Source organism: bacterium, from assembly GCA_017744355.1.
Classification (GTDB): Bacteria; Cyanobacteriota; Sericytochromatia; order S15B-MN24; family UBA4093; genus JAGIBK01.
Map to the genome: position 1 here is coordinate 385,112 of JAGIBK010000002.1, position 26,535 is coordinate 411,646.

Annotated in this window: 25 protein-coding genes; 15 read left to right on the top strand and 10 right to left on the bottom strand. The window is 65.4% G+C overall.

Annotated features, from left to right (window positions below; all coding sequences use genetic code 11):
* Positions 1-42: 42 nt before the first annotated feature.
* The 7 genes from J7643_07270 to J7643_07300 form a co-directional block, all read right to left on the bottom strand.
* On the bottom strand, positions 43-576 hold the full coding sequence (locus J7643_07270) for a type II secretion system protein (protein MBO9540376.1): 534 nt from the start codon (positions 574-576) through the stop codon (positions 43-45).
* Positions 577-660: 84 nt separating this feature from the next.
* Positions 661-1,344: a tetratricopeptide repeat protein gene (locus J7643_07275; GenBank protein ID MBO9540377.1), complete on the bottom strand. Its 684-nt coding sequence runs from the start codon at positions 1,342-1,344 to the stop codon at positions 661-663.
* 2 nt (positions 1,345-1,346) lie between these two features.
* Positions 1,347-2,117: an ABC transporter permease subunit gene (locus tag J7643_07280; GenBank protein MBO9540378.1), complete on the bottom strand. Its 771-nt coding sequence runs from the start codon at positions 2,115-2,117 to the stop codon at positions 1,347-1,349.
* Between the two features lie 8 nt (positions 2,118-2,125).
* A complete protein-coding gene (locus J7643_07285) occupies positions 2,126-2,743 on the bottom strand; it encodes a hypothetical protein (protein MBO9540379.1) in 618 nt (205 codons plus the stop codon).
* Complete coding sequence (locus J7643_07290) at positions 2,724-4,394, bottom strand: hypothetical protein (GenBank protein ID MBO9540380.1); 1,671 nt, start codon at positions 4,392-4,394, stop codon at positions 2,724-2,726. Before J7643_07290 ends, J7643_07285 begins: the two co-directional genes overlap by 20 nt.
* A gap of 118 nt (positions 4,395-4,512) precedes the next feature.
* Positions 4,513-5,148, bottom strand: coding sequence for a type II secretion system protein (locus tag J7643_07295; protein MBO9540381.1), 636 nt, complete (start codon positions 5,146-5,148; stop codon positions 4,513-4,515).
* Between the two features lie 7 nt (positions 5,149-5,155).
* On the bottom strand, positions 5,156-5,686 hold the full coding sequence (locus J7643_07300) for a type II secretion system protein (GenBank protein MBO9540382.1): 531 nt from the start codon (positions 5,684-5,686) through the stop codon (positions 5,156-5,158).
* 189 nt (positions 5,687-5,875) lie between these two features.
* Between J7643_07300 and J7643_07305 the strand changes: the two genes are divergently transcribed.
* From J7643_07305 to J7643_07325, 5 genes are all read left to right on the top strand, one after another.
* On the top strand, positions 5,876-7,396 hold the full coding sequence (locus J7643_07305) for a type II secretion system F family protein (protein ID MBO9540383.1): 1,521 nt from the start codon (positions 5,876-5,878) through the stop codon (positions 7,394-7,396).
* A gap of 29 nt (positions 7,397-7,425) precedes the next feature.
* Positions 7,426-7,791: a hypothetical protein gene (locus J7643_07310; GenBank protein MBO9540384.1), complete on the top strand. Its 366-nt coding sequence runs from the start codon at positions 7,426-7,428 to the stop codon at positions 7,789-7,791.
* Between the two features lie 90 nt (positions 7,792-7,881).
* Entirely contained in the window at positions 7,882-9,363 is a 1,482-nt protein-coding gene (gene pilM / locus J7643_07315) for a pilus assembly protein PilM (GenBank protein ID MBO9540385.1), read from the top strand.
* A complete protein-coding gene (locus J7643_07320; protein ID MBO9540386.1) occupies positions 9,360-10,643 on the top strand; it encodes a hypothetical protein in 1,284 nt (427 codons plus the stop codon). The genes pilM and J7643_07320 overlap by 4 nt, the downstream gene beginning before the upstream one ends.
* A gap of 2 nt (positions 10,644-10,645) precedes the next feature.
* Positions 10,646-12,388, top strand: a complete 1,743-nt coding sequence (locus tag J7643_07325) for a type II/IV secretion system protein (protein ID MBO9540387.1) — start codon at positions 10,646-10,648, stop codon at positions 12,386-12,388.
* A 38-nt stretch (positions 12,389-12,426) separates the two neighbouring features.
* Here J7643_07325 and J7643_07330 read toward each other — a convergent pair whose 3' ends face one another.
* Genes J7643_07330 through J7643_07340 form a run of 3 tightly spaced genes read right to left on the bottom strand, consistent with a single transcriptional unit; the run spans position 12,427 to position 13,860 of the window.
* Complete coding sequence (locus J7643_07330; protein MBO9540388.1) at positions 12,427-12,942, bottom strand: prepilin-type N-terminal cleavage/methylation domain-containing protein; 516 nt, start codon at positions 12,940-12,942, stop codon at positions 12,427-12,429.
* Positions 12,929-13,354: a prepilin-type N-terminal cleavage/methylation domain-containing protein gene (locus tag J7643_07335; GenBank protein ID MBO9540389.1), complete on the bottom strand. Its 426-nt coding sequence runs from the start codon at positions 13,352-13,354 to the stop codon at positions 12,929-12,931. The genes J7643_07330 and J7643_07335 overlap by 14 nt, the downstream gene beginning before the upstream one ends.
* The gene (locus tag J7643_07340) at positions 13,354-13,860 is read right to left on the bottom strand and encodes a hypothetical protein (GenBank protein ID MBO9540390.1); all 507 of its coding nucleotides are present in this window, start codon (positions 13,858-13,860) and stop codon (positions 13,354-13,356) included. Before J7643_07340 ends, J7643_07335 begins: the two co-directional genes overlap by 1 nt.
* 233 nt (positions 13,861-14,093) lie before the next feature.
* On the opposite strand from J7643_07340, the gene J7643_07345 reads away from it, so the two are divergent.
* From J7643_07345 to lysS, 10 genes are all read left to right on the top strand, one after another.
* Complete coding sequence (locus J7643_07345; GenBank protein MBO9540391.1) at positions 14,094-15,278, top strand: DUF4912 domain-containing protein; 1,185 nt, start codon at positions 14,094-14,096, stop codon at positions 15,276-15,278.
* Positions 15,279-15,305: 27 nt separating this feature from the next.
* The gene (locus J7643_07350) at positions 15,306-16,892 is read left to right on the top strand and encodes a DUF1957 domain-containing protein (GenBank protein MBO9540392.1); all 1,587 of its coding nucleotides are present in this window, start codon (positions 15,306-15,308) and stop codon (positions 16,890-16,892) included.
* 143 nt (positions 16,893-17,035) lie between these two features.
* On the top strand, positions 17,036-18,013 hold the full coding sequence (locus J7643_07355) for a LysM peptidoglycan-binding domain-containing protein (GenBank protein ID MBO9540393.1): 978 nt from the start codon (positions 17,036-17,038) through the stop codon (positions 18,011-18,013).
* Between the two features lie 163 nt (positions 18,014-18,176).
* Positions 18,177-19,064, top strand: a complete 888-nt coding sequence (locus tag J7643_07360; protein ID MBO9540394.1) for a hypothetical protein — start codon at positions 18,177-18,179, stop codon at positions 19,062-19,064.
* 154 nt (positions 19,065-19,218) lie between these two features.
* Positions 19,219-21,426 carry a hypothetical protein gene (locus J7643_07365; GenBank protein ID MBO9540395.1) on the top strand — a complete coding sequence of 736 codons (2,208 nt, stop codon included), beginning with the start codon at positions 19,219-19,221 and terminating at the stop codon, positions 21,424-21,426.
* Between the two features lie 73 nt (positions 21,427-21,499).
* Positions 21,500-22,090 carry a hypothetical protein gene (locus J7643_07370; protein MBO9540396.1) on the top strand — a complete coding sequence of 197 codons (591 nt, stop codon included), beginning with the start codon at positions 21,500-21,502 and terminating at the stop codon, positions 22,088-22,090.
* A 92-nt stretch (positions 22,091-22,182) separates the two neighbouring features.
* Positions 22,183-22,890 (top strand): PRC-barrel domain-containing protein, encoded by a 708-nt coding sequence (locus J7643_07375; GenBank protein ID MBO9540397.1) that lies wholly within the window; start codon positions 22,183-22,185, stop codon positions 22,888-22,890.
* Between the two features lie 111 nt (positions 22,891-23,001).
* On the top strand, positions 23,002-23,760 hold the full coding sequence (locus tag J7643_07380; GenBank protein MBO9540398.1) for a DUF561 domain-containing protein: 759 nt from the start codon (positions 23,002-23,004) through the stop codon (positions 23,758-23,760).
* A 63-nt stretch (positions 23,761-23,823) separates the two neighbouring features.
* Entirely contained in the window at positions 23,824-24,912 is a 1,089-nt protein-coding gene (locus J7643_07385; protein ID MBO9540399.1) for a hypothetical protein, read from the top strand.
* Between the two features lie 118 nt (positions 24,913-25,030).
* Positions 25,031-26,530, top strand: a complete 1,500-nt coding sequence (gene lysS, locus J7643_07390) for a lysine--tRNA ligase (GenBank protein MBO9540400.1) — start codon at positions 25,031-25,033, stop codon at positions 26,528-26,530.
* Positions 26,531-26,535: the final 5 nt, after the last annotated feature.

Consider the following 26,535-nt stretch of genomic DNA (forward strand, 5'->3'; position numbering starts at 1 on the left):
CGGCCAGCTGGCCGGGGACCGTTGTGTTGGATGAGCTAAGTCTTACTTGCCGCCCTGGACGAAGGCTGCGCCGTCGCCGCCCGGGGGAATGATACCGACGAAGAAGTTCGCGAAGCTCTTGGTCGCCGCGATGTTCGAGTCGTAGACCGTGGTGCCGCCCGGGCCGCTCTGGAAGACCATCACGCCCGCGCTCGCGGTGTCGGTGGTCGCCCAGCGATCGGTGGAGCCGGTGGTCCAATTGAAGGCCGTCGTGCCGTCGTTGCCGTAGGTGCCGGTGACCGAGGCCTTGATGGCGCCGCCCCAGGGGCTGCTCGAGGCGTCTTCACCGCGACGGCTCTCCCACATCTTGGCCAGGTCGGCGACGGGGGGATACGAACCGCCACGGTTAGCCGCGATCTCCTCGACGATGGTCGCGAGGGCGAGAACCTTCTCTTGAGCCTTCGAGTTGCCCGCGGAAACCTTGGACTGGTTGTACAGCGTGATGGCGCCGGCCAGCACGATGACACCGATAACGATTGCGAGCGACACCTCGATCAGGGTGAAGCCGGATTGATTGTTGCGCCGAGACATCTTCACTTGAGAAGTCCTCCCCTAGAACACACGATTACTTGCAGTCTATACCCCTGCCCGTCTACTTCTAACAGCGTGGAGACGCGAATCTCAAATCTTCACGTTAACCCCCAGGCGTTCGAGCGAATTCTTCGCAACTTGTCGGACGCTCGGATCCGGGCTGGTTTCGAAAATGCGTCGCCAGACGTCGAGCGCCAGATCCTTGCGGGTGGCCTTCTCGTACATCCGCGCGATGAAGTAGCGGGCCTCGGGCGGTGCGCCGGGCAGGGCAGCAGCGCGCTCGTAGTAATGAGCCGCCCGCAGGTAGTCGTCTCCGAAGAAGAACAGGGTGAAGCCCGCCTGGTAGGGATACCAGTAATCGTTCGGGTGATGCTTCGCGCCCTTGTCGAGCAGCGCGATCGCCGCGTCTACCTGTCCGCTGTCGGCGAGCGCGAGCGCGCCCAGGTCGTAAGCGGGCTTGAAGCCGGGATCCAGGTCGACGATGAGGTTGAGGATGGGGGCCAGGTTCTGGAAGTGGCGCCCATGGGTGAGCTGATAGCCCCAGTAGCTGGCAAAGCGCATGTAGAGGGCGTCGGCGGCGAGGTTCTCGAAGCCCATCACCATCCGTGCGACGGGGGCCGGCGGCACCGAGAGGTAGCCGTGGCGTACTGGATCGGCCGGATGGCGCAAGGTGCCCAGGATGCTTGCGGACCCTGCGAGCGCTCCGGCCGTCAGGAGCCAGAGGATGGCCTTGCGCACCCCGCCCATGCTGGGAGGCGAGAGCTTCAGCCCCATGGCTAGAACTCCTTGCGCTTGAAGATCAGGACCGACAGGCCGGTCAGGCCGATCATCAGGCACAGGGCGTAGGCGACGGAGAGGCCGAGCTCGCGCACTGGGGGGAGCAGGCCGTAGACCACCTCGTTCTTGAGGTTCAGGGCCTCGAGGTTCGGGATCGCCCGGTACAGGAACTCCGAGAAGGTCGCCGCGAAGCCGCCCGCATTCTGGCCGTAGGTCCGGATCATCTCCGTCTGGTGCCCGAGCAGCATCAGGGCCAGGGTGTAGAGGGCCGCGAGGGTGGGCGAGGTGAGCAGGGAGAAGAGCGTGGCGATGCCCGCGACCACGAAGGTTTCAAGGGCGCCGGTGGCGATCGCCACCAGGTAGTGCGGCACGATCGGCAGGCCCACGACGGCGAGCATGCCGTAGAACACGCCGGCCATGGCCACGATCAAGAGGCCGAGGGCCGCGATGAGGCCCAGGTACTTGCCCACGATCAAGGCCGTGCGGCCGATCGGCTTGCTCAGCACCACGTAGAGGGTGCGACGTTCGAGCTCGCGCGGCATGTCGTGCGAGGCCAGGGCGATCGCAATCAGGGTCGAGACGATTTGCATGGTGCCCAGGCCGAAGTCGAGGACGATCTTGGCGCCGGCCCCGGGCCCCAGGTCCCCCAAGGCCACCGAGAGGGCCATGAGGCCGAGGCCGAAGAGGAGCGCCAAGTGAAGCAACTTCTCGTTGAGGGCCGCCTTGAAGGTCAGACGTGCGATCGCGATCACCCGGGAGTCCATGGCCATTTGGTTTCCTAGTCGACGTCCGTGTACGTGCTGTTGACGTTGATCGGAACGTAGAGCCTGGTGTTGGCCATGGCGCCGAAGTCGTTGATTCCGACCAGCGTCACCTCGGCGGTCACCATGGGAATGGCCGAGCCGGTGGCGCTTTGGTCGGTGCGGTTGATCAGGTCCTGCGTGATGAGGCCATCGAGCGTCACCGAAACGGGGCTCGGGGCGGTCGCGCGATCCTTCTGCATCAGGACGAGGGGGATCGGGACGACCGTGGGGGTACTGAACGGGGTGGCCGGGAGCGTCACCCGGCCCGAGGTGGGGGAGACCTGCAGAGTCGCGGGGTCGAAGAACTGGGCTCGCGCGCTGGAGTAGCGGATGGGCGACGAGTTGGCGTCGAGCGTGAGCGAGATGACCGGCGGGGTCACCGTCACCTTGCCGCTGCCTTCATAGATCATGCCGCCGTCGCGCTGGCGCCGGTAGGCCCAGTTGATCTGGCCGGGGGTCGTGACTACGGCCGCCACCCGGCTCGTGTCGGCCAGCGTGTTGAAGTAGTTGGCCGGATTGCAGGCGGTGGTCGTCGTCAGTAGACCAAAAGCCGCCATGCTCAGGAGGAGCGGCTTATGCGCGCGGCTTTTCATCCTTGATTACCTCCGGGGTCAGCAAGATCTTGACTTCGGTCTGCTTGCTGGTGTTGTTGCGCGTTTGGAACAGGCCTCCGAGGAAAGGAAGATCGCCCAGGAGGGGGAGCTTTCTGACCTCTTCTGACTTGCGATCCTGGATGAGGCCGCCGATCACGATCGTTTGACCGTCCTGGACATAGACCTCTTGCGCCTGATATTCGCGGGTGCTCTTCAGGGTCGCGATGAGGTCCCCGTTTTGGGTGTTGCGGATCTGCTCGCCGGGTACCGAGATGACCGGGTGGATACTCATGGACACCCCGTTGTTGGAGTCGATCCGGGGGGTCAGTTCCAGCGTTACGCCTGCTTCGTCGAGCGTGATGGTTTTCGTCAAGACTGTGGTGTTGGCGTTCTGGGTGGTGCTCGTTTCCATCTTGCCAACGATCTGGTCGGTGATCTTGATGAGGGAGGTGCGGTTGTCCATGGCGAGCAACTGCGGGCTCGCGAGGACTTTCGCCTTCCTGGCGGTCACGAGCGCGTTGAGCCTGACCTGGAAGTTGAGAGCACCATTTGCGACGGTGTCGTAGGTAAAGGTGCCATCGCTGCGGCCCGAGTCAAAGTCGATCTGCCGGGCGCCCGCCTTGTAGCTGAGCCCCAGGTCCCGCGAGTCGTCCACACTCATCTCGACGATCTGGGCCTTGATGAGCACCTGCGGCCGGCGCTTGTCGATGGACTTGAGCACCGAGTCGACCAGCATCAGCTCGCTGTTCGAGCCCATCACCAGCAACGCGTTCTGCGTCGGCATGGGGATGAAGCGCGGCGAGTCCTGGGAGACGTTGATGCTGTCCTTGCGCTGGGTCGGGCGCACGCCCGGGGCGGCCGCCCCGAAGTCGGGCACGCTGTTCTGGAGGGTCGCGATGGCCTTGCCCGAGCCCGTCTCGAAGAAGGTCGCGCGCAGCACGTCCACGGCCTCTTTGGGCGTGACGTGGTTGAGCGGGAAGATCTTGCTCGGCGTCAGCACGTCGAGGCGACGCACCAGGCTTTCGGCCTGGTTTACCTTGTCCTCGGGGCCCGTCAGGACGATGCGGTTGGAGCGCGGCTCGGTCTTGATTGAAAGCCTGAACAGGTCGCGAATGGCGGCGGCGCTCGAGGCCGGCACCACGTCCGCCGAGGTGGTCACCGACTCGCTGGCGTCCGCCGAGGCGGCCTTGGGCGGGGCCGAGGCCTGGGCGGCAGCGGGGTTCAGATCCAGGAGGTCGTTGAGGGTCGGAAGGATGGCCTGGGCGTTCACGTAGCGCAAGGGCACGAAACGCATGACCGGCTGGCCGTACTGACCCGAGCGGTAGACGACGAAGCTCTTGCCGTAGGGCTGGAGGCGATAGCCATTGGCCGTCAGCATCGAGTCGAGGATCTGGTTGAGGGGCGTCTGGAAGAAGTCCAGCGATACGCTGCCCTGCACCGAATCATCGAGGATGAGGTTGAGATTGCTCGTCTCGGCGATGAGCTGGAGCGCCTCGCGCATGGTGGTGTTGCGCAGGCGGAAGGTCATCTTGCTCTGCCCCCCGGGCACCGAGACGCGCCCTTGGAGGTAGACGTTGTCCGCTGCAATGCCGGGGCTGCTTGATAGCAGGCTGGCCAGCACCAGGGGCAGCAGCAACCGTTTGTGTTTCACGAGGCAATCCTCCCTACAGCGACGCGTCCCTGGATCATACGACCAGGCGGACGCGCTGGCTGTGAGTTGCGCACGAAGCTTGTACCCTTCTGGGCTCAGCGATTAACCGGGCTTGGCCTCACTCGAGATCGGTGGAATCATCGGCCGAGCCCGGAGCCGGGTAGCCGACGCGACCGCTCAGCGAGTCGATTTCCTCGACATCGGTCGGGGGGCCGCCCCGGACGAAGAGGTAAGGTGGCGAGTTCGGGTTGGGGTAGCTGTTCGGGACGATGCCCACCAGGTAATAGCGGAAGCCGAGGAGCCTGGAATCCCCGCCCGACTCGTCCCAGGTGGCGACGGCCGCCTGGGAGTTGGAAGCGGTTGGCCCTGCGGTCCAGTAGTAAAGCGCCCCTCTGGTCCCGGGGCTCGCCGAGGCGGCGTAGTGATCGGGGCAATCCCCGCCACCCAGGCCGCTTGCGACCTCGGTGCCGATCTGGGCGAAGCCGCCCCAGGGGCTCATGTTGTAGTCGGTGGGCCGGCGCTGCTGCCAGACGCCGGCGAGCTGCGTCACGCTCGGGTAGGTTTCGCGGTTGACGACGTAGAGGTGCTCGACCTGCGCCTGGAGGGCGACCACCTTGTCGATGGCCGCGGAGTCCGCGGCGGAGCGGCGGTACTGCTGGTAGAGGATCGTGCCGGAGGCGAGCAGCGTGCCGCCGATCGCGATGACGAGGATCGCTTCGATCAGGGTGAAGCCCCCGTTGTTCGTGCGCTTCATGTGCTCGCTATCTCCCGCTGGTGACCATGAAGTGTCGCGTCCGGGTCTTCAGGCCGGCGACGCCGTAGCCGGTGATGGTGACTTCTTGCTGAAGCGAGTTGTCCCACAGGGCGCCCCGGGCCACCGCGCTGGCGGTGGCGGTGCCGTCCCCGACGTAATAGTAGTAGAGGCCGCCCGTGGTCAGGCCGCTTTCTTCGAAGCGCTTGACGTTGTGGCTCCCCGAGGCGAAGGCTCCGCCCATGATGGCCGCGCTGCCCTCGGGCGCGTCGATGTTGCCCCCCCAGGGCGACTTGCCCCAGTCATCCGGGTGCGCGAGCATCCACTTCTGGCGGACTGACGAGAGCGAGGGCAGGGTCCCTTGCGCCGAGTAGAGGGTCTCGACGGTGGCCTGCAGGTTGCCGATCCGCAGCTTCATCGCGGCGTCCCCGGCGTTGTTGCGGACCTGGTTGTAGCCGGCGACCATGGCGGCCGTGACGATGATGCCAATGCCAATCGCCAGGCCGAGCTCCAGCAGGGTGAAGCCCCTCTGCGAGGCCATGCCTGCCTTCGCAACATCACGCGTCGTGGGTTTCAACTTTTGGTGCTCCTCTGGCCATCTTGCTCGCTTTTAGCAGTATACCAAGCCATCCCCATGTCAAAACTCGCGCCTTACCCTGGTAGAAAACTGCTTAGCGTGGGTACGAAGTGACCGCCTGGGCCTTGTCAAGCCCGACACCCGAGGAGCGGCATGGCCGAGCAGAAGTACTTCGAATACCTTGCCCAGTCTGGAGAGTCGGTCCGACGCGCCACCATCACGGCCACCGACGAGCGGATGGTGCGTGCGATCCTGCGCGAACAGGGCATGATCCCCATCGAGATCAAGCGGGCCAAGCCCCGGACCGAAGGCGAGGACAATCTCTTCGGGGCGCCGGTGGGCGTCCACGAACGTGACAAGAAGCGATCCTACTTTTACGTGGCGATCCCGACCGACGGCGGCGAGAACGTGCACGGCGAGATCATCGCCTCGAGCGATCGCGAGGCCCGCCAGCAGCTGCGCGAGCGCGGCTTGATCCCTTCCAAGGTCGAGGTCAAGCGCCTCTGGCACGACCTGATGATGGCCGGCAAGGTTTCCACGGTCGCCGAGATCCGCGCCCAGGCCCGCGAGGCCAACCGCCCGACGACTTTCACGCGACGCGTCTCGTTGATGCTTAACCGTCGCATCGGGCTGAAGGACATGCTGTTCTACGCGTCCCAGCTGGCGACCATGAACGAGGCGGGCCTCTCCTTCTCGCAGTCCATGGACATCCTGTCGGGCCTCATCACGAACCAGCGCCTGCGGATCATCCACGAAGTCGTTCGTCAGCAGGTGATGGAGGGCGTCTCCCTCGCCGATGCCTACCGCAATTTCGAGAACGAGCTGCCCCGCATCTTCATCGAGCTGATCACCGTCGGGGAGGCGAGCGGCAACCTCGAACACACCCTGAACCGCATGGTCACCTACATGGAGAAGCAGCTCGAGATCCAGGGCAAGATCCGCTCGGCCATGACCTACCCGCTGATCATGATCGGCCTGATCTTCGCGATCGTGCTGGGTTTGACGATCTTCGTGGTGCCGACCTTCATCCAGCTCTTCGACTCCTTCAAGGTCGACGTGCCGCTGACGACCAAGATGCTGCTCGGCTTCAGCTGGTTCGTCACGCACCAGTGGTACCTCTTGCCCATCATCCCGCTCGGTATCTTCATGCTCTGGAAGGGGTTCCTGGCCACCAAGTTCGGCCGACAGTTCTACGATCTGTGGGAGTATCGCTTCCCCATCTTCGGCAAGCTGGTCTACAAGATCACCATCTCGCGCATCTTGCACAACCTGGCGCTGTTCCTGAACTGCGGGATCACCATTCTCAGCGCCATCGAGCTGACGCAGCAGTCCATCACCAACGCCTACACCTCGCTCAAGCTGGAGGGCATCCGGGTGGGCGTCTCCCAGGGTATGCGCCTCTCGTCGCTCTTCGAGGGGACCGAGCTCTTCCCGCCCATGGTCAATTACCTGCTCATCGCGGGCGAGGAATCGGGCTCCATCGACGAGCTGCTGGAGCGAGGCGCCAAGTACGTGGATCAAGAGGTTGACGCGGCGATCAAGGCCCTCACCAGTGCGATCGAGCCCTTGCTGACCGTGGTGGTCGCGGGCGTGGTCCTGTTCGTGGTGGGCAGCCTCTATCTGCCGCTGGTCGGTCTCATGAAGGGTGGCGCCGGCGGCGCCGGAGGGATGTGATGAGGGCAGGGCAGAGGGGTTTCACCCTCATGGAACTCACCCTGGCGATCGCGATCGCGATGGTGGTGCTCGCGGGCAGCATGTGGGCCCTCAAGCAGCACAACGCGGAAGCGAGGGTCCAGCAGAGCAAAGTGACGCTCGCGACCCTGCGCACGCAGATCGCCTCCTTCCGCTATCGCACCGGGCAGTGGCCCACGCGAGCGCAGATCTACGCCAATGGCTTCATCCCAGGAGTGGCGAGCGTTTCCGAGCCCGTGAGCGGCGTTGCGACCATCTATCTCACCGGGGACGCGACGACGAGCTGGGGGGGGTGGCTCTACGATGTGGCGGCCGGCACCATGTCGGTCAACCTGAACCCGGCCAACTATCCGGGTGATTCCCCGAGCCGCTGGTGAAGGCGTTGTGCGTACTTCACAGTCTTTGTTCAGAAAGTCCCGTTAGATTGGGGTGGCCCCGGTTGATGTGCTGATGAAAGTGTCGTCCTGGTGAGAACGCCAAAAGGATATGTTGGTCTCTATATCACGAGCGACAAGATCGAGGCGGTCCTTCCCGCGTCGAGCGATGGCTCCATCGAAGAGACTTATACCTACCCCCTGCCCCCCGACCTCATCACGGATGAGGGGGCTGTTGCGTCATCCGACGAGCTGGGCGTAGCCCTCAAGGAGGCCTGGAAGGCCCTTGGGCTGCGCAACAAGCGCGTCGTCCTCATCCTCAACTCCCGCCAGGCCATCGTGCGCCTGGTTCGCTTGCCGCACCTGCCGCTCAACCAGCTGAACCACGCCATCCTCTCCGAGGCCGAGCAGTTCGCCCTCTTCCGCAACGACGCGCCGATGGTCGATTACTTCGTCGCGAGCCAGGAGGGGGACTTCATCCAGGTCTGCTACGGCGCCGCCGCCGAGACCCTCATCAAGCCTTACGAGAACGCCCTCAAGGCCGCCGGCTTGCGCTTGATCGGGGTGGACCTCGTCCAGCTGGCGGGCCAGCGCGGGATGGCCTACTACCACCCGCCCGACGAGGCCCCCTGGATCGGCGTCATGCTCATCCCCCAACGCCTGATCGTCACGGCCTGGATCGACGGCAAGCTCTCGGCGGTCCGCGAGCTGGTCCTGCCCGAGCGAGACAACATCTCGATGGAGCTGGTCGCGCTCAACTACTTGCCGGATGCCGTGCGCTCGGTCGCAGGCGTCAGCCTCGGCGAGGAGCCGCGCCTGGTCATCGGCGCCCAGCGCCCCGAGGATGCCCGGGAGCTCGCCTCGCACGCCGAGGCCCACATCAAGCTGCCCATCTGCATCGCCGAGCCGGCCGAGCTGGATCCCGAGATGGAGCTACCTTCGTGCGTGGCCCTCGGGGCCGGGTTGTGGGGGCGAGGCGATACTTTCCCCTCCTTCAACCTCGTCAAGGGCAAGGCGCCGGCGGTCGAGCTTCCTTCGCTCTCCTTCGAGCTGCCCCTGGATACGCTCAAGGAGCGGGCACAGCAGGTGGCGATGCCGGCCCTCATCGGGGTGACGGGGCTCGCCTTGCTGGGTGGGGCCGGCTGGCTCTGGTCGCAGAACGCCACAGGCAGCGTGCAGGACCTCAAGGGTAAGATTGCCGCCGTTCGCACCGAAAGCCTCTCGCTCGATGAGGAGCTGAAGAAGTCCGAGGCGCCGCCCCAGGCCGAGGTGCTGCGTCAGTGGATTCCCCATCACGCCGAGACCCGCTTTGCGGCGGATCTGGTCTCGCGTCTGAAGGGGATCGTGCCGGCCGATGCTTGGATCGGCTCGGTGTCCTATGTTTCCGGTCGTGAGGTGCGCCTGCAGGGCGCTGCTCTCAGCCAGACCTCCTGCCTGTACTTCGCCGATCAGCTCGGAGCCATCGACGCCGTTGCTCAGGTCCGCATCCTGAGGCTCGAAAAGCAGGGCTCCACCTATACCTTCGAGCTTCAGGCGCAGCTGGGCCAGAAGTACCGAACGGACGTGCTGCCATGATGGAACGAATCGACCGTCGCGTCCTGCTCGGGGGGATCGCGGGCGCTGCTCTGGTGGGGGGCCTCACCTACTACGTGCTCGCCATTCGCCCTGCCGCCATGGAGGCCGCCACGCTGCGTGCCGAGCTCGAGCGCGTCATCCGGCAGCGGGACGTGTCCGCTCAGCATCTGGCCGAGAGCAAGGCTCGCGTCAATCCGGCGGATGACGAGATCCAGCGCCTCAAGCTCTTCGACCTGCGCAAGGAGCAGAGCTTCGACACGGCGCTGGCCAATCGCTCGAACGTGGGCCTCATTGCCCTCTCCGAGATCCTGCAGCGCCACGCGATCACCATCGAGGCCCTGACGCCCGGTCCCATCGACGAGGAGAAGATCTCGGTGCAGTCCGTGCCACAGGCCGGGGTGCTGCATCGGCGCTACCAGATCCGGGCCCAGGGCCAGTACCAGGATGTCCAGGCGGCCTTCGGCGCCTTCAAGACCCTGCCCCCTGCCCTTGAGATCGACCAGTACGACATCCAGTACATCGGGGCCGAGGGCAATCGCGCCCGCGTCCTCTTCCAGCTGGGCTTCGGCTTCAACTTCCTCGTCTCGCTCGAACAGCTCGAGCGCTTCGCCGAGCTGGCCTCTGCGTCGGTGGTGCCCGCCCCGGCTTTCACCTTCAGCTCGCCCGCGCCCGCGGCGGCCCCTGCTGCGACCCCTGCCCCTGCTTCGCCCGCGCCCGTTTCGGCGCGCGAGAGCTGGTGGTCGGCGCTCGCTGGGTGGCTGGATCCGGTCGCCGTGGCCGCACCGAGCCCCAAGCCCACCAAGTCGCCGGCACCGGGGCCCAAGACCTATTCGTTCAGCGTGGATCGGGGGGTGACCCTCGGGCGCGTGGAGCCGTTCTTGCCGCTCGGAGCGGCCCGTGAGATGCCGGCTCCGGTGATCCTGCCCAAGCCCGTCGTCGCTCCCGCTCCCGTGACGGCCCTGCCCTCCACTCAGCTCTTGGCGGTCCTGCTCTCCAACAACGGGCAGGCGAGCGCGCTGTTGCAGGTGGGGAATGACCGTCTGCGCGTGCGAGCGGGCTCCATGCTCTCGGGCGGCGGCGTGGTGGCGGCCATTGGCAAGGATTTCGTCCTGGTTCGCCAGGGCGGGGCCCTGCACCGCATCGGCCTGAGCGCCGGCGAGGCCTCGTCGCCTGCAGCCGCTGCGCACGGGGCTCCGCCTGCAGTACCCGACTTCCCCAGCGTCCCGGCCCTTCAGATTCCGGGCGAACCTACGTCCGTATTCGACAAGACCAGGAGGTAGCGATGGACCAGGCGGCAGCCTCGACCGGAACGGGCGGCCTCCGGAAGAAGATGATCGGCGAGTGGCTGTGCAACCTCGGCCTGATCTCGCCCTTCCAGCTCTCGGAAGCCCTCAGCACTCAGCAGGAAACCGGTGAGCGCATCGGTCAGATCCTCATCCAGAAGGGATACTTGAACGAGCGTGAGCTCTCCGAGATCCTGACGCTGCAAGAGGTGCTGGCTACCAAGTCCTCGCTTCTGGACTTCCCCATCGAGGCCGAGACGATCGCCCTCATCCCCGAGGCCTTCGCTCGCAAGAACCTGCTGGTGCCCCTCATGAAGGTGGGGCGCCGCCTCATCATCGCCACTCGCAACATCGACGACCCCAAGCTGCTCGACCACCTCTCGCTGCTCACGGGTTACATCGTGGTGCCCATCGGGTTCCGCGAAGAGGACCTCAGCGCTGCTTTGGGCCGCTTCTACGAGGATCGCTCGCGCCGGGTGGACGACACCATCGAGCGCGCGATCAAGCGTACTGGTGGGACACGTGATGAGAGCCGTCGTCAGCAGCAGGCTCAGGACATCTCGGCCAGCACCGAGGTGGATGCGCCTATCGTCGAGCTGGTCAACTCGATCCTGACGGATGCGGTCGAGCGGGGTGCTGCCGACATCGCCTTCGATCCGAACGAAGAGGGGCTTGCGATCCGCATGCGCAGTGACGGCGTCATGATGACCGTCCTCAAGCTGCCCCGTGCCATCGAGGCCTCGGTGATCACCCGCATCAAGGTCATGGCGGGGATGAACATCACGGAGAAGCGTCGTCCGCAGGACGGCCGCTTTTCGGTCGTGGTCAACGGCGAGAAGATCGACTTCCGTACCTCGTGCATCGCCACCCACTGGGGTGAGCGCGTCTCCATGCGTATCTTGCGCACCCGATCGATCCTGCTCGGCCTGGACAGTCTGGGGTTCGGGGAGCGCGATCGCGAGACCCTCGAGCAGATCCTCTTGAGCCCCATCGGGGTCATCCTGGTCACGGGCCCTACGGGCAGCGGCAAGACGACGACTCTCTACGCGGTGCTGCAGCAGTTCGACCGTGAGTCGGACAGCATCATCACCATCGAGGACCCGGTCGAATACCCGGTGCCCGGGATCGCCCAGATCCAGGTCAACCCCAAGATCGACCTGAACTTCTCGAGCGCCCTGCGCACCGTGCTGCGTCAGGACCCGGACATCATCATGGTGGGTGAAATCCGTGACCTGGAAACCCTCGAAACCGCGACCAGTGCGGCCATGACCGGTCACCTGGTGCTCTCGACCCTTCACACCAACGACGCGGTCAGCACCGTGACGCGCATGATCGAGATGGGTATCCCCCCCTACGTGGTGGGCGGCACCGTCTCGGGCATCGTCGCCCAGCGCCTGATCCGCTGCGTCTGCACGACCTGCAAGACGACGCGCAGCGCCACGCCCAAGGAGAAGGCCTTCCTCAACGTGCCCCTCGACGAGGAGCTGACGCTCGCGATCGGGACGGGTTGCGAGCGATGCAACGGCACGGGCTACAAGGGCCAGCTCGGTGTCTTCGAGATCCTGCGCATGACCCGCACCATCCAGAGCCTGATCAGCCGCGGCGAGCCGGGCACCATCATCCAGGACGAGGCGAACCGCCTCGGGATGCGATCGCTCCTGGATGACGCCAAGGAGAAGGTTCTGAAGGGCCTCTCGACTGTGGATGAGGTCATCCGTTGTCTCGGGACCGGCACCAATTAAGCAAGAAGGGCCGCGGCAATCTGCCGCGGCCCTTTCTCTTAGTTCGGTCGAATGGATCTTGGGGTACCGATGCCCCGGATGTAACGCTTCGGAGCATCCACGCTGCGCTGCGTGACGAACTGGATCTGCACGGAGTCGGTTGAAGAGGGCGGAGAGACCGAGAAGACGGCGGCGGTGGCGACCTGACTGCCGTTGAAATCGTAGAAGGGGCCCTTGCTCGCATCCAGGTTCGCGAGGACCGGGCCGAGTGCTTGCCCGCCAGAGACCAGGCGAGTCCCGTCGACTTCGTAGGTGATGTCGACATTGTTGAGCTTGAAGCTCAACCGCTGCGCGCTTACTTGAATGCTGCCCGTGGCGCTGTCCAGCTCCCGGGTGATGCGGTTCATCAAGGCGACGGCCTGATCCGCGTCGCTCATGTCGGCGGTGGCCAGCGAGAGGGTGCCGACCAGCGTGCGGTAGGAGATGAGGAAGGCCGAGAGGAAGGCGGTGCTCAGCGCAAGGGCGAGCACCAACTCCAGCAAGGTGAAGCCGTTCGCGGTTCTAGATGCCGGCACGGGCCCCTCCTACGTTGAGCTTCCAGAAGCGCGTGAACCCCACGACTTTGTTGGCCGGGAGGCGATAGACGGTCACGTCGTAAGAGATGAGTTGGTGCGCGACCCCGCGGGTGTCGTTCATCGAAGGGAATGGCGAGGTGGCGATGGTGATGGAGGCGACGTCGCTTCCAAGGCTCATCGTGGCAAGTGGAGTGATGACGGCATTGGGCGTGGCCTTAAGCGCGGCGACCTGCGCGCGCAGGTACTGATCGACGATTCCCACGTCTTGAGGGGCGATGGGGCCGTTCGCGACGGGGGTGGTCGTATCGAGCGTGATGCGTACCAGTTGGGCGGTCATGATGGTTCCGACCAATAGGACAACACCTGCGATCGCCGCCTCGATGAGAGTGAAGCCGCTTTGATTGCGCATCATTATTGGACCTGGTACTGCCGGATGACGTACTCGGCGCGTGCTGAGTAGGTGGCGACGGTGGCGCGCACCGTCCGCGTGAACGTCAGTCCGGCTGAATTCGAAACGGTCGCATTGACAGTCAACTCGGCCGTGGCGGGCTCCGACGTAATGGACCAAGCCTTGCTGAGCTGGATCGAGTAAGTCGCCGAGGTCGTGGCCAGAGCAGCGACGGAGGCGCTGGCAAGCTGAATGGAGTCGGTGGCCTTGGGTTGGTACTTGCCGTCCCCCGGCCGCAGCCCCCACTCGTAGAGCGCATAGTTCAAGCCGGATTCCGCCACATTCTGGGCGAGGGTGCCGCCGAAGTTGGAGCTGCGCATCTCATCGGCTCGCGCGAACTGCAACTGGACGAGCCGCGTGAGGCCGACGCCCGCCAGCCCCAGTCCCAGCACGATCAGCGCGGCGATCAAGACGATGTTGCCTTGCTCGGCGGAGCGCTTCTGATAAGTTTCGTGTTTGCTCGTTTTCACCAGGCCCTTATACCCTTTCGAGCGTCCCTTCATCCTAGTCGGGGCGCCCGTGGCGAACTTGCCGCACCCGAAGGGTGAGTGTTAAGATGGCATCAGAGTATCCGACGGCGGGTCTTCGGACCTGTCGTCGTTTTTGTATGTGCCTCCTGGCTTGACGGACTTGATTGTAAACGGTACATATACTTCCGTTAAGCTATGTAAACGACCGGACGGCCACCCGAGGAGCATAACGCGTGCAACGTGAACGACTGGATATCCCCAAGGGCGACAACGATGCGATCGAGAAGCTCGATGCTGCCGAAACCGTGCAGGAACAGGGAGAGCTGAAACCCGAGGCGGAAGGCCTCACCCCTGCCTATGAGGGCGGTGAGACGGTTGCCGCCTCCAGCACCGAGGCCTCTGAAGGCCCCCCTCTCAAGAAGACCTGGATGAAGCCCGAGCTTTTGATTGACGACGAGCTCGGCGATCTGCCCGGCGAGTACGAGCGCGATCGCGCCGTCCTCATGGTGCGCGACCCCTTCTGGGTGCATGCCTACTGGGATCTCGACGCGGAGTCGGTGGCGCGCGCCAAGCTCGAAGGCGGCGCTCAGCTCACCCTGCGCGTCCACGACGTCACGGACCTCATCTTCAACGGGACGAACTCCCACTACCACTTCGACGTGGCCATGCCCTTCGACTTCCAGCGGGTGTGGTACTTCAACGTCCCCAACGACGGGCGCACTTACCTGGCCGAAGTCGGCTACCTGCGTCCCGACGGCCGCTTCATCCCCCTTGCGCGGTCGAACGCTGGCACCACCCCCCAGGCCAAGATTTCGTCGATCATCTCGGACCGTTTCGTGGATCCCGAGGCGAGCCAGCCCATCCCCCAGGCTCCGGCACCGCAGGTGCAGCCCCCTGCCCCGCCTGTTGCCCCGGTCGTCGCTCAGGCCCCCGAGCTGGTGCCCCAGCAGCCCGCCCCCGTCATGGAGGCACCGGCGGTCGAGGCTCCTGCGCCCATGCCCGAGAACCTCGAGATCAGCGAGCAGATGTATCGCCTCTCGCTGCGCGGCACGCCCTACTGGTCGGCCAACATCCCCAAGTACGGCGACTACCTGATCGATCGCGCGACCAGCTCCGAAGGCATGCCGCTCGCGGCCATGTCGAGCGCTCAGCATGCCCCTCAGCCCCCCGCGCCCAAGGCGAAGGACTTCTGGCTGGTGGCCGATTGCGAGCTCATCGTCTACGGGGCCACCGAGCCCGACGCCAAGGTGACGCTGCGCGGCCAGGCCGTTGATCTGCGCCCCGATGGGACCTTCTCCCTGCGCTTTGCGCTGCCGGACGGTCTGCACCCGATCCCCATCCACGCCGTGAACGCCGACGGGGACATGGAGCGCTCGCTCACCATCACCGTATCGCGAAACTCTCACGCACCTTCGTAGTCCACCCTTCGCGAAAGGATCCCGCCCATGGCGATTGGCTATCTGGCAATGGTGCTGCACGCGCACCTGCCGTTCGTGCGCCATCCCGAATACAGTTTCTTCCTCGAAGAGGACTGGCTCTACGAAGCCATCACCGAGACCTACGTCCCGCTCATCGAGGTGTACGACGGCCTCATCAACGATGGCATCGACTTCCGCATCACCATGACGCTCACCCCGCCCTTGGTCTCGATGCTGGCCGACCCCCTGCTCCAGAGCCGCTACGTCCATCACATCGATGAGCTGATCGAGCTTTCCGAGAAGGAAGTCACCCGCACCAAGTTCGACGGCCACTTCAACTACCTGGCGCGCTACTACCTTGACCACTTCAAGCGTATCCGCCACGTCTTCGTGGACCAGTACCAGGGCAACCTGGTCAAGGCCTTCAAGAAGTTCCAGGACCTGGGCGTCCTCGAGATCGTGACCTGCGGGGCCACTCACGGCTTCCTGCCGTTGATGCAGATCACCCCCCAGGCCGTTCGCGCCCAGATCCAGGTGGCGGCCGACTCTTACGAGAAGCACTTTGGCCGGAAGCCTCGCGGCATCTGGCTGCCCGAGTGCGGCTACTACCCCGGGGTGGACCGCTACCTCAAGGAAGCGGGTATCAAGTACTTCTTCACCGACACCCACGGCCTGCTCAACTCGACGCCGCGGTCGCGCTACGGGGCCTACTCGCCCCTGTACTGCCCCAACACCGGGGTGGCGGCTTTCGCGCGGGACCAGGAGTCGTCCAAGCAGGTCTGGAGCTCGGTCGAGGGCTATCCGGGAGATCCGATCTACCGCGAGTTCTACCGGGACATCGGTTACGACCTGGACCTGGATTACATCGGGCCCTACGTCCAGCCGGACGGCACCCGGAAGAACACCGGCATCAAGTACTACAAGATCACCGGCAAGACCGATCAAAAGCAGCCCTACGATCCCTACTGGGCGCGCGAGCGCACGGCGATCCATGCGGGCCACTTCATGAACTGCCGGGAGCAGCAGATCGAGCATCTGTTCAGCGTCATGGGCAAGGCGCCCATCGTGGTCTCGCCCTACGACGCGGAGCTGTTTGGTCACTGGTGGTACGAGGGGCCGCAGTTCATCGACTTCCTGATCCGCAAGTCGGTCTACGACCAGGACGTCTTCAAGCTGACGACGCCTGCCGAGTTCCTCGAAGAGAACCCGATCAACCAGGTGGCGACGCCCTCCTACTCCAGCTGGGGCGACAAGGGCTACGCCGAGTTCTGGCTCAACGAGACCAACGACTGGGTGTATCCGCACCTTCACGTCGCCGCCGAGCGGATGGTGGAGCTTGCGAACCTCTTCCGGAGCAACGGCAGCCCCGTCCTCACTCGGGCCCTGAATCAGTGTGCGCGCGAGTTGCTGCTCGCGCAGAGCTCGGACTGGGCCTTCATCATGAAGACCGGGACCATGGTCGAGTACGCCGTCAAGCGTACCAAGAGCCATCTCAAGCGCTTCAACAAGCTCTACGATGAGATCAAGGCCGACGCCATCGACGAGGACTGGCTCCAGAAGTGCGAGTACCTCGACAACATCTTCCCGGAGATCGACTACCGGGTGTATCGCTGACCAGGAAGGGGGTGGAGCCGAGGCTTCACCCCCTTTCCTGTAACTTTAGTCACAAGTTAACACCTTTTTTACCAAGTTTTCGGGCGTCCCGGCGATAAGTCTCTCGGATGGAATGGATAACAAACCTTCAGGGAGGATTCGCCATGATTAACGTCGCTGGTAACTACAACGCCACCGCCATCAAGCCCCAGGCTCGCCCCGAGGTCCCGCAGACCCACGTCGTTCGCAAGGGCGATACCCTCTGGGACATCTCGGCCGCCAAGCTCGGCGATGCCACCCGCTGGCCCGAAATCCACGAGCTGAACAAGAGCCAGATCAAGGACCCCGACCTGATCTACCCTGGCCAGGTCCTGACGCTGCCCACCCTGCGCAAGCCCTCGCAGCCCACCAAGCCCTCGGTGCCTGCCAAGCCTCCCGTTTCGACCAAGCCTTCGGTGCCCGCTCAGCCCACCAAGCCCTCGCAGCCCACCAAGCCTTCGGTTCCTGCGCAGCCCCCCGTCTCGACCAAGCCCCAGGTTCCCACTCAGCCCACCAAGCCCTCGCAGCCCCCCGTGTGCGAGAAGCCCGGCCAGGGTGGTGACGTGATCCTCTTCCCCACCAAGCCTTCGCAGCCCACCAAGCCCTCGGTTCCCACCCAGCCCACCAAGCCCGCCGACCCCAAGTACCCCACCGTCGGCGAGTACGTGAAGGATCGCTTCAACAAGGCGGTCGACACCACGGTCGACGTCCTGCACGGTGCCGCTGAGCTCGCGCTGCCCCCCGTCCTGCTCGGCGAGATGGTCGGCATCAAGGCCAAGAACAGTGCCGACGCCTACGGCCGGATCTGGGACCTCGAGATGGATCCCGCCGGCAAGTGGAAGGACGAGGCCAAGAAGATCCGCAAGGAAGAGTCGGCCGAGGCGGACGCCGCCATCCGCAACCTCCCCGGTGTCCGCGCCATCCACGCGGCCGGTGATGCCATCGAGGACGCGGCCGAGTGGACCGGCAAGCAGATCAAGACCGGCGTCCAGGTCGTGGCCGAAGTCCCCAAGGATGCGGCGCGCGGTGCGGCCAAGGGCATCGGCGGTATCGGCGATGCGCTCACCCGCTTCTCGAACTGGGCCCTCGGCGGTCTCAAGTAAGCCTCTTCCATCCATCCTCCCCCATCCCATCCATCCAAATCCCGACCGTCGCCGCTTCCTGAAAAGGAGGCGGCGACGGCCGTTTAATCGAATTTTATTTTCAAAACCGGTAAGTTTCGCTTGCTACGGGGGATAAGAGAACTATCGGTAGGAGGAGACCATTATGGCCATCGAATTCCGCAGCATCACTGTCCCCAATCAGTCCACCACCCGCAGCGCTGCCCCGCAGACCGAGGCGCCCGAGCGGCGGACCGTCCCTGCCGAGGCTCGCGGGTCCGTCATCAAGGGCGATGAGGCTTCCTTCTCGATCGCGACGCGCAAGCAGCCGACCACGACCGAGTACCCGACCGTCGGCGAGTACGTGAAGGATCAGTTCGATCAGAAGATGAGCGGGGTCCTCTCGGGCCTTCACCTGGTCGCTGAGACCCTGCCGCCGGTCCTCGTGGCCGAGATCGCTGGTATTCACGCCAAGCACAAGAAGGCCGCCCTTGAGCAGATCTGGCAGTTGCCCATGGATCCCGAGGGCAAGTGGAAGATCAAGGCCGAGAAGATCATGGACACCGAAGCGGCCGCGGCGCGCGCCGAAGTTCGCGAGCTGCCCCTGGTCAAGGCCGTGAACAACGCGGGCCAGGCGATCGCAAGCGGCGCCTCGTGGCTCGGCGGTCAGATTGAAGCCGGGGTCAAGGGCCTTTTCACCGGCATCGGCAACGTCTTCAAGAGCATCGGCAAGGCCATCACCCACGTGGGCAACTACGTCCTCGACGGCTTCGTCTCGACGGGGGTCGCCGTGGGCAAGGGGGTGCAGGTCGTCGGCCGGGGCATCGAGAACGGAGCCCGCGCCACAGGCGAGGCCATCCGGGACGCCGGCACCACCATCTCGCGCGGCGCAACGCAAGCTTACCAGGCCACCGCGGACGGCCTGACCTGGCTCGGCGATCAAGCGGTCGAGTTGCCGCGAACCGCCGCGCGCGAAATGGCCCGAGGGATCGGGGATCTCGGCAAGGGGATGGTCGATTTCTCGGAGCGCACCGAAGCTTACCTCGCCCCCTAGGCCCGCTTCAATCTCACAAAAATATCGAGCGAGCTGCCTGGTGCGGCTCGCTCGGCGTTTTAGCGGGCGATATTTAAGGGATAATTAACCCAGAACCAAGCAGGAAACCGTACCTTTTGGGGGATAACTCCCTAGAGTGTTCGGGAGGACGACCATGGATATCCGTAACCTTGGCCAATCGATGATGACGCGCCTCAGGCAGCTGCCTGCGAAGGCGACCCACTTGGCTGAGAACTTGCCCGAGACCCTCAAGGATCTCCCCGCCAAGGCCCAGGACGTCGTCCAGCATCTGCCCGAGCACCTCGAAGAGGGCGCCAAGTCCATTCTGGCCAACGAAACCGTCGCCCAGGGCTGGCGCACTGTTGGAAAAGGTGTTGGAGAGCTAATCGGCCACCAGCCGGGCGATCAGATCAGCCTCACCAACCCGACCGCGCCCGTGGTGAAGCCGCCAGTGTCCGGCGGCAACGCAGTCCTCAATCCGGTGGCAGAGATCCCCGCAGGGACCGTCGCGGCTCCCAAGCCGCCGGTGGGCAACGCCATCCCCAACGCCGCCACCAAGGTCGCGAAGCCCAAGCCGGTCCTCACCCCGAAGCCCGGCCCCGTGAGCGTTATCAAGGAGCCCGGCTTCGTCTCGGGCGGTCCGACCATCACGGAGCCCGCCGCGAACATCGGCAACACGGTGAAGCGCGCCCGCACCGCCAAGGAAGCGGGCCGGGTCGCCAGCGGCGTGCGCAACACGGTCAAGCCCTCGCTTCCTGTGGCGACTGCGCCTGTGGCTTCTGCGCCCGTGGTCGCCGCTCCCGTCAAGAAAGCCGCCGACGTCCTCAAGAACGGCGCCACGGTCCCGGTCAAGGTCAAGAACCTCGACATGGTCAAGCAGTACGCTTCGGCCTCCAAGCACATCACCGAGCGCGCCGCGCTGCTCAAGGAAGTGGGCCAGCCCGAGGCCGCCGCGAAGATGACCGAGCTTTCGGCACGTCTTTCGCGCGCGGGCGAGCTCGCCAAGCAGGGCAACACCCCCGCGGCGTCGCGGATGCTGCACGCCAAGTTCAAGGTGGGGCTGCGCAACCCCGGCGTGCAGGATGCGATTCGCCTGGCGAACAAGGCTGACGATCTCAAGGCCGCCTTCGGCACCCCCGCGACCTCCCAGCCCTTCGCGGCGGCCTCCGAGAAGATGCTCGCCCGCGCCAAGCAGCTCTCCGAGATGGGGCATCCCGGCGAGGCGCGCACCCTGACCAACTTCGCCAAGAAGCTCCAGACGGCCGGCGAGAGCTACGCCGCCGGCGACAAGTCGGGGGCCTTGAAGCTCTTCCGGAACGGCCTGACCGAGAAGACTCAGCAGGCCCTCAAGGTCAGCGACAAGGCCGACGAGGTCTTCGCCGCCTTCGGCAAGGGCAAGGGGGCCGCGAAGACCGCGACCTCGGCCACCTCGACGGCGAAGGTCGCCGCCGAGTCCCTGAAGGCCGAGGCGACCCAGGTCGCCCAGGAAGGCGCCAAGAGCCTGACCAAGGTGGCGAAGGCCGCCAAGGGTAGCGTTCCGGCCGTCGAGGCGGGCGGGGTCGCCGTCGCCCAAGAGGCCACCGCGACCGTCGCGAAGGAAGTGACGGCAGGGACCGCCAAGCAGGTGAGCACGAGCGCCCGCACCGCCACCTCGGCCACGCGCGTGGCCAAGGGTGCGTCGCGTGCGAAGGACGTGGCCTCGGCCGCGAGCGCCGGGGAGGCCACGCAGGCCGCCGCCCAGACCGCGACCAAGGCGGCCAAGGCTGCCAAGGGCGGCGCTCAGGCCGTCCAGGCCGGAGGCACCGCCGCCAAGGAGGTCGTCAAGACCGCGGGCACCGTCGCCAAGGACGCCGTCTCGGCGACCGGTGGCGCGGCGGGAACTGCCAAGGGGATGTTCGGCAAGCTCGTCGACGGCGCCAAGAACCTCTTCGGCAAGGCGAGCGAGCGCGTCAAGGGCCTCTTCGGGAAGATCAAGACGGGGGCCGGCAACTCGGCCGGCTGGCAGACCATCAAGCAGGGCTTCAAGGAGATGCTGCCGGGTCTCAAGAAGGCGGCCGTCTCGAGTGCCATCTTCTCGGCGGCGTTCTCGACGGCCGAGAACCTCTTCAAGATGTTCAAGGGCGAGCGCGCCCCCGGTCGCGCGCTCGGTGGGGTCCTGGGCGACACCCTGGGCGGGACCATCGGCGGCGTGATCTCGTCGCTTGCGAGCGGCGGGGCGATCGCAGCCCTCGGTGCCCTCGGGGTCGTCGGCTGGCCCGTGACCCTCGCGGCGGGCGCGGTCGGTATCCTGGGCTTCATGGCCTTCGACCGCTTCTTCCGCAAGTCCTGGGTCTATGACCAGATCACCCACCTCTTCACCTGAGGTGAAGAAGGTCGCTTGAAAGGGTATACGAAGGAGGCCCCCGGAGGGGGCCTCCTTTCGTTCGAGGCATTGCATGGCAGACGATTCCAACAAGGCGGGCTTTTTCAACCAGATCCTTTCGACCCTGGGTCTCAAGAAGCCCGAGCCCGAGCCCACGCCAGCGCCGCCTCCCGCGCGCCCGCGCACCGGCAACACCGGGGCGATGCCTCGCAAGCTGGGCACCGGCGAGCAGTTCTCCCGATCCGGGACCGGTCCCGTCGGCGCGGGGGCTCCGCCCGAGAAGAAGGCCGTCACCGCCCCCCTCACCCCTGAAGAGAAGGCCAAGCAATCGGATGAGCGCCGCTACCTGATCGCGGCCTTCGAGTCGACCCCGACCCTCATCCCCGAATTCCAGAACCCCCAGTACATGTACAAGCTCATCTCCAACGAGCGAGAGTACACCCAGGAGAAGCTCAACGCGCTGCTCGAAGAGCGCAAGATGCTGCTCATCGAGCACGGGGGTCAGATGGGGGAAGAAGAAGAGGAGCGCCTCAACGCCCTGGAGGGCCAGGCGCAGGAGCTGCGCAACGATCTCACGCGCCTCTTCTTGCTGATCAAGCGGGTCGCGGGGATTCAGAAGAGTGGCACCGGCGGGACGGATTTCCTGGACCCGCTCAAGAGCTAGAAACCACGGGCCATCTCACCCGATCCCTTGTTGTACTCGCCGTGGGGCCGCGCTATATTGGCGCGCAACGAGAGTGCAGAAGGAGAATCGCCGTGAGAGTCCGAGGGATCCGCAACCTGCTCGAGCTTCCCCTGGTGACCGCGCAGCAAGTCCACATGGGGGACATCTCCGACGCACTGCTCGATCTAAGCGAGCAACGGGTCATCAAGCTCGTGATCGACTGGGTCATGGACAACCGTCAGGTGTCGGGCTCGGATCTCGACCTGCCCTTCAGCCAGATCGCGGCCTTCGATCCGCACCAGGTGATCGTCAGCGACGAGATCGGCGAGACGGCCGGCCTGGACCTTTTGAACTACGACGACGATGCGCTGGTCTCGGTGAATGACTGTCTGCTCGATCGCGACGTGGTCACGGTGAGCGGCCAGCGCCTGGGATCGCTCGTCGACCTCTACCTGGACGAGGAGGACGGCGCCATCCTGGGCTTCGAGGTGAGCCACCAGGAGCTGGGCGTCGACGAGGTGCGCACGCGTCTGCTCGCCCCGACCACGGACATGGACTTCAAGGACGGGGAGATCGTGATCCCGGACAAGATCCTGACCATCACCCTCGCATCGAGCGAGGGCCTCTCGCGGGTGGAAGGGGAGGAGGCCGAGGACGCGGATTACGTCTTCGAGGCCGAGGAGATGCCCGCCCGGACTCAGGACCCCGAATCGGACGAGGATGTCACCGATCCCAGCCAGTTCCCCGAGGGGCACCGGGTCGGCACCGCCGCCGAGACGCGCGACAATCTGTTCGGCTAGAAGCCGCTCCGTGACGGTGCTTTGACGGGCGCTTTACAAGGGGTTAAGCGGCCTTCTATAATCGTCAGGCTTACGCAACATTCGCGCCACCGCAGGAGGACCAACGTCGCCATGACCCGCCTCAACCGCATGAACCAGGCCCTTGCCAACCGCACCTTCGTCAAGGTGATCGCCGGGATTGAGAACTTCGACACCCACCACGTGATGGGCGTGGTCGCCGCCGCTGAGGCCGCTGGCGCCCATGCGGTGGACATCGCCGCCGACGCCGCGCTGATCCGCACCGTCAAGGAGTCGACCTCGCTCGCCGTGTTCGTCTCGGCCACCGAGCCCGCCAAGCTGATCGCCGCCGCCGAGGCCGGCGCCGACGTGCTCGAGCTCGGCAACTTCGACGCCATGTACGCCCGCGGCGAAGAGCCCACCGCCGAGCAGATCCTCGGCTGGACCCGTGAGGTCAAGGCCGCCGTCGGCGACAACCTGCCCCTCTGCGTGACCGTTTCGGGTCGTCTGCCCCTGAACGTCCAGCTCGACCTGGCCACCCAGCTCCAGGCTGCCGGCGCTGACCTGATCCAGGCCGAGGGCGTCATGGGCAACGTCGAGATCGTCGACACCCACAGCGCGCTGACCGCGATCACCTCGGCCCTCGCGAACGCTGCCGAGATCGCCAAGGCCGTCGAGATGCCCGTGTTCGTCGCGGGCGGCATCACCCCCGCCAACGCGGCCTTCGCCGTCGGCGCCGGTGCTTGCGGCGTGGGCGTCGGCCGTGCGGTCAGCAAGCTCGCGACCGTCGCCGAGATGGAGGCCGTCGCCAAGGGCGTGGTCACCTCGCTCGCCAACGTCCGCGCTGCGGCCCCGAGCCTCGCGCTCGCCTAACGCGTCTCGTCTTCGAGCCCCGGCGACTCCTGTCGCCGGGGCTCGTGGCTTGTAGGATTCCCCATGGCCAAGAAGCGTCCGTCGTCGGTTCCCAAGAAGAAGCGCCGCAAGAAGCGCCGGCACGATCCCCGCGCCGCGCAGATCCGCGGGGTGCTGATCGGGGGCGGGCTCGTGCTTGCCGCCTTCGTCTGCGTGGGGCTCGTCGCCCTCTACGAGCTCCAGCTGGAGGAGGCCGAACGCCTCGAGGCCGCCCAAGTGACGGCGACTCCGTCCCCCACGCCGACCCCTGCCGAGGTCGATCCCCTTGCGGCGTCGGCGACCTCCTCGCTCACATCGGGTCGGGTGGCGGATCTGAAGCTCGGCATGCCCGAGGCCAAGGTTCGTGCCTTGCTCGGAGCCCCGGACGCCGCCCTCGACGACCATCGCTTCCGCTACGATCGCCTCGGGATCGAGTTGGCCTACAAGATGGGACCAGGCGGTTTGCCGGTGGTTTCGGAGATTCGCTGGGGCGCTGCCTCGGCGCACGAGGGGCTGTCTTACGGTTCGAACAGCTCATTGCCCGGCTCGCTGGGACTTGCTGGCCTCTCGATCGGCGGCGATCCGCATGCCCTTCGCGCCGTGCTGCCGAACGGGCGTATCGTCTACCACCGCAAGACCGGCAGCTTCACGCTGTATGCACCCGAGCGACACCTGGCGGTCGACTTCACCCCCGATCGCATCGTGGCGGTGCGCCAGGAGGCGAGCCTGACGGGGAAGCTCGAGGCCACCCTGAAGGGACCGTACGACTTCGAGGTCTCCTTCGCGCGGGCTTTCGACGCCCAGAGCCTGCTGCCCCAGCCGTTGAGCGACCACCAGATCGAGACCCGCTCGCGCAAGATCGCAAGCCCCGGCGGAACGGCGCGGGCCATCGACCTGCGTCTCAAGGTCGATACCTTCGGGGTCGACGACCTGAGGGCCCTCATCAAGCGCCGGGTGTCCATGCAGATTGCCGCCGGGGACGCAGCCGTTTCCGTCACGGTCCAGACCCAGAACGGCAGCAAGCTGGTGGCCTGCGACTGGTACTCGCCGCGCTATGCCGAGGCGGCCGGATCGATGCCCGAGCGTCTCGGAAGCGTGGACAGCACCGACAACCTCTCGTGGAGGTGGTACTAGCGCATGCTGAAGGCCTGCAAAGGCCCGCCGTGCGTGCTTTGGGCCGGTCTCGTGCTATAATGCTCCTCGCTCTGTCTTTTCTTGCCACGCCGTAAGGCACGCACATCAGGAGGCCTCCTTGGAACCGACCGCGACCGTCCCGTCGACCGCCGACCTCTCCGAGCACGAGCAGGTCCGCCGCCAGAAACTCGCCGAGATTCGCGCGCTCGGGATCGATCCCTACCCCGCCAAGTTCGACCGGACCCATGAGGCCGGTGACCTCCAGACCAAGTACGCGGCCCTCGAAAACGGCGAGGAGACCCAGGACGTGGTCCGCGTGGCTGGGCGCATCGTCGGTCGCCGTGAGGCGGGCAAGCTCAACTTCATCGACATCCAGGACGGCACGGGCAAGCTGCAGCTCTTCGTCTCGCTCGGCACCATCGGCGAGGAGTCGTTCGGCCAGCTGAGCCTGCTCGACCTGGGCGACTTCGTGGGGGTGGAGGGCACCGTCCGCCGCACCAAGCGCGGCGAGCTATCGGTGGCCGCGACCTCGTGGCAGATCCTCAGCAAGAGCCTGCGTCCGCTGCCGGACAAGTGGCACGGCCTCTCCGACGTGGAGGCCCGCTACCGCCAGCGCTACCTGGACCTCATCAGCAACGACGAGGCGCGCGAGACCTTCCGCAAGCGCAACGCGATCATCAAGGCGGTGCGCGCGTTCCTGGACGAGCGGGGCTTCATGGAGGTCGAGACCCCCATGCTCCACGCGATTCCGGGTGGTGCTGCGGCGCGTCCCTTCAACACCCACCACAACGCCCTGGACATGGAGCTGCACCTGCGCATCTCGCCGGAGCTCTACCTCAAGCGCCTCATCGTGGGCGGCTTCGAGAAGGTCTACGAGATGAACCGCAGCTTCCGCAACGAGGGCATCTCGACCCGCCACAACCCCGAGTTCTCGATGATCGAGGTGTACGAGGCCTACGCCGACTACGACGATGTCATGCGCATGACCGAAGAGCTGATCAGCTCGGTGGCCCAGCAGGTCTGCGGCACGACCCTGATCCCCTACGGCGAGCACATGATCGAGCTGAAGGCGCCCTGGCCGCGCCTGACCATGGAGCAGGCCATCAGCCAGCGCCTGGGTCAGGACGTCTCGGCGCTGGACGTGCCCGCCCTCGCCAAGCTGGCCGAGGAGCTGGGTGCCAAGATGCCCACCGAGCTCACCCGTGGTCGTTTGATCAACGAGATCTTCGAGGTGAAGGTCTCGGATGAGTTGATCCAGCCGACCTTCATCATCGACATGCCGGTCGAGATCTCGCCTCTGGCCAAGAAGCACCGGAACAACCCCATGCTCACCGAGCGCTTCGAGGGCTTCGTGGCCGGCCGCGAGCTGTGCAACGCCTTCTCGGAGCTCAACGATCCCATCGATCAGCGTGAGCGCTTCGAGGACCAGCTCAAGGAGCGCGAGGCGGGCAACGACGAGGCGCACCTCATCGACGAGGACTTCCTCACCGCCCTGGAGCACGGCATGCCTCCGACGGGCGGCCTGGGCATCGGCATCGATCGCCTGGTGATGCTCTTGACCAATTCCCCCTCGATCCGCGACGTTCTGCTCTTCCCCCTGCTGAAGCACCGGGACTAACCTCG

What these genes read in the sequence shown, in the direction of transcription:
- J7643_07275 (MBO9540377.1), bottom strand. Translation starts at nt 1,344, where the DNA reads ATGGGGCTGAAGCTCTCGCCTCCCAGCATGGGCGGGGTGCGCAAGGCC.
- J7643_07280 (MBO9540378.1), bottom strand. Translation starts at nt 2,117, where the DNA reads ATGGCCATGGACTCCCGGGTGATCGCGATCGCACGTCTGACCTTCAAG.
- J7643_07285 (MBO9540379.1), bottom strand. Translation starts at nt 2,743, where the DNA reads ATGAAAAGCCGCGCGCATAAGCCGCTCCTCCTGAGCATGGCGGCTTTT.
- J7643_07295 (MBO9540381.1), bottom strand. Translation starts at nt 5,148, where the DNA reads ATGAAGCGCACGAACAACGGGGGCTTCACCCTGATCGAAGCGATCCTC.
- J7643_07300 (MBO9540382.1), bottom strand. Translation starts at nt 5,686, where the DNA reads ATGGCCTCGCAGAGGGGCTTCACCCTGCTGGAGCTCGGCCTGGCGATT.
- J7643_07305 (MBO9540383.1), top strand. Translation starts at nt 5,876, where the DNA reads ATGGCCGAGCAGAAGTACTTCGAATACCTTGCCCAGTCTGGAGAGTCG.
- J7643_07310 (MBO9540384.1), top strand. Translation starts at nt 7,426, where the DNA reads ATGGAACTCACCCTGGCGATCGCGATCGCGATGGTGGTGCTCGCGGGC.
- J7643_07320 (MBO9540386.1), top strand. Translation starts at nt 9,360, where the DNA reads ATGATGGAACGAATCGACCGTCGCGTCCTGCTCGGGGGGATCGCGGGC.
- J7643_07325 (MBO9540387.1), top strand. Translation starts at nt 10,646, where the DNA reads ATGGACCAGGCGGCAGCCTCGACCGGAACGGGCGGCCTCCGGAAGAAG.
- J7643_07335 (MBO9540389.1), bottom strand. Translation starts at nt 13,354, where the DNA reads ATGATGCGCAATCAAAGCGGCTTCACTCTCATCGAGGCGGCGATCGCA.
- J7643_07350 (MBO9540392.1), top strand. Translation starts at nt 15,306, where the DNA reads ATGGCGATTGGCTATCTGGCAATGGTGCTGCACGCGCACCTGCCGTTC.
- J7643_07355 (MBO9540393.1), top strand. Translation starts at nt 17,036, where the DNA reads ATGATTAACGTCGCTGGTAACTACAACGCCACCGCCATCAAGCCCCAG.
- J7643_07360 (MBO9540394.1), top strand. Translation starts at nt 18,177, where the DNA reads ATGGCCATCGAATTCCGCAGCATCACTGTCCCCAATCAGTCCACCACC.
- J7643_07365 (MBO9540395.1), top strand. Translation starts at nt 19,219, where the DNA reads ATGGATATCCGTAACCTTGGCCAATCGATGATGACGCGCCTCAGGCAG.
- J7643_07370 (MBO9540396.1), top strand. Translation starts at nt 21,500, where the DNA reads ATGGCAGACGATTCCAACAAGGCGGGCTTTTTCAACCAGATCCTTTCG.
- J7643_07380 (MBO9540398.1), top strand. Translation starts at nt 23,002, where the DNA reads ATGACCCGCCTCAACCGCATGAACCAGGCCCTTGCCAACCGCACCTTC.
- J7643_07385 (MBO9540399.1), top strand. Translation starts at nt 23,824, where the DNA reads ATGGCCAAGAAGCGTCCGTCGTCGGTTCCCAAGAAGAAGCGCCGCAAG.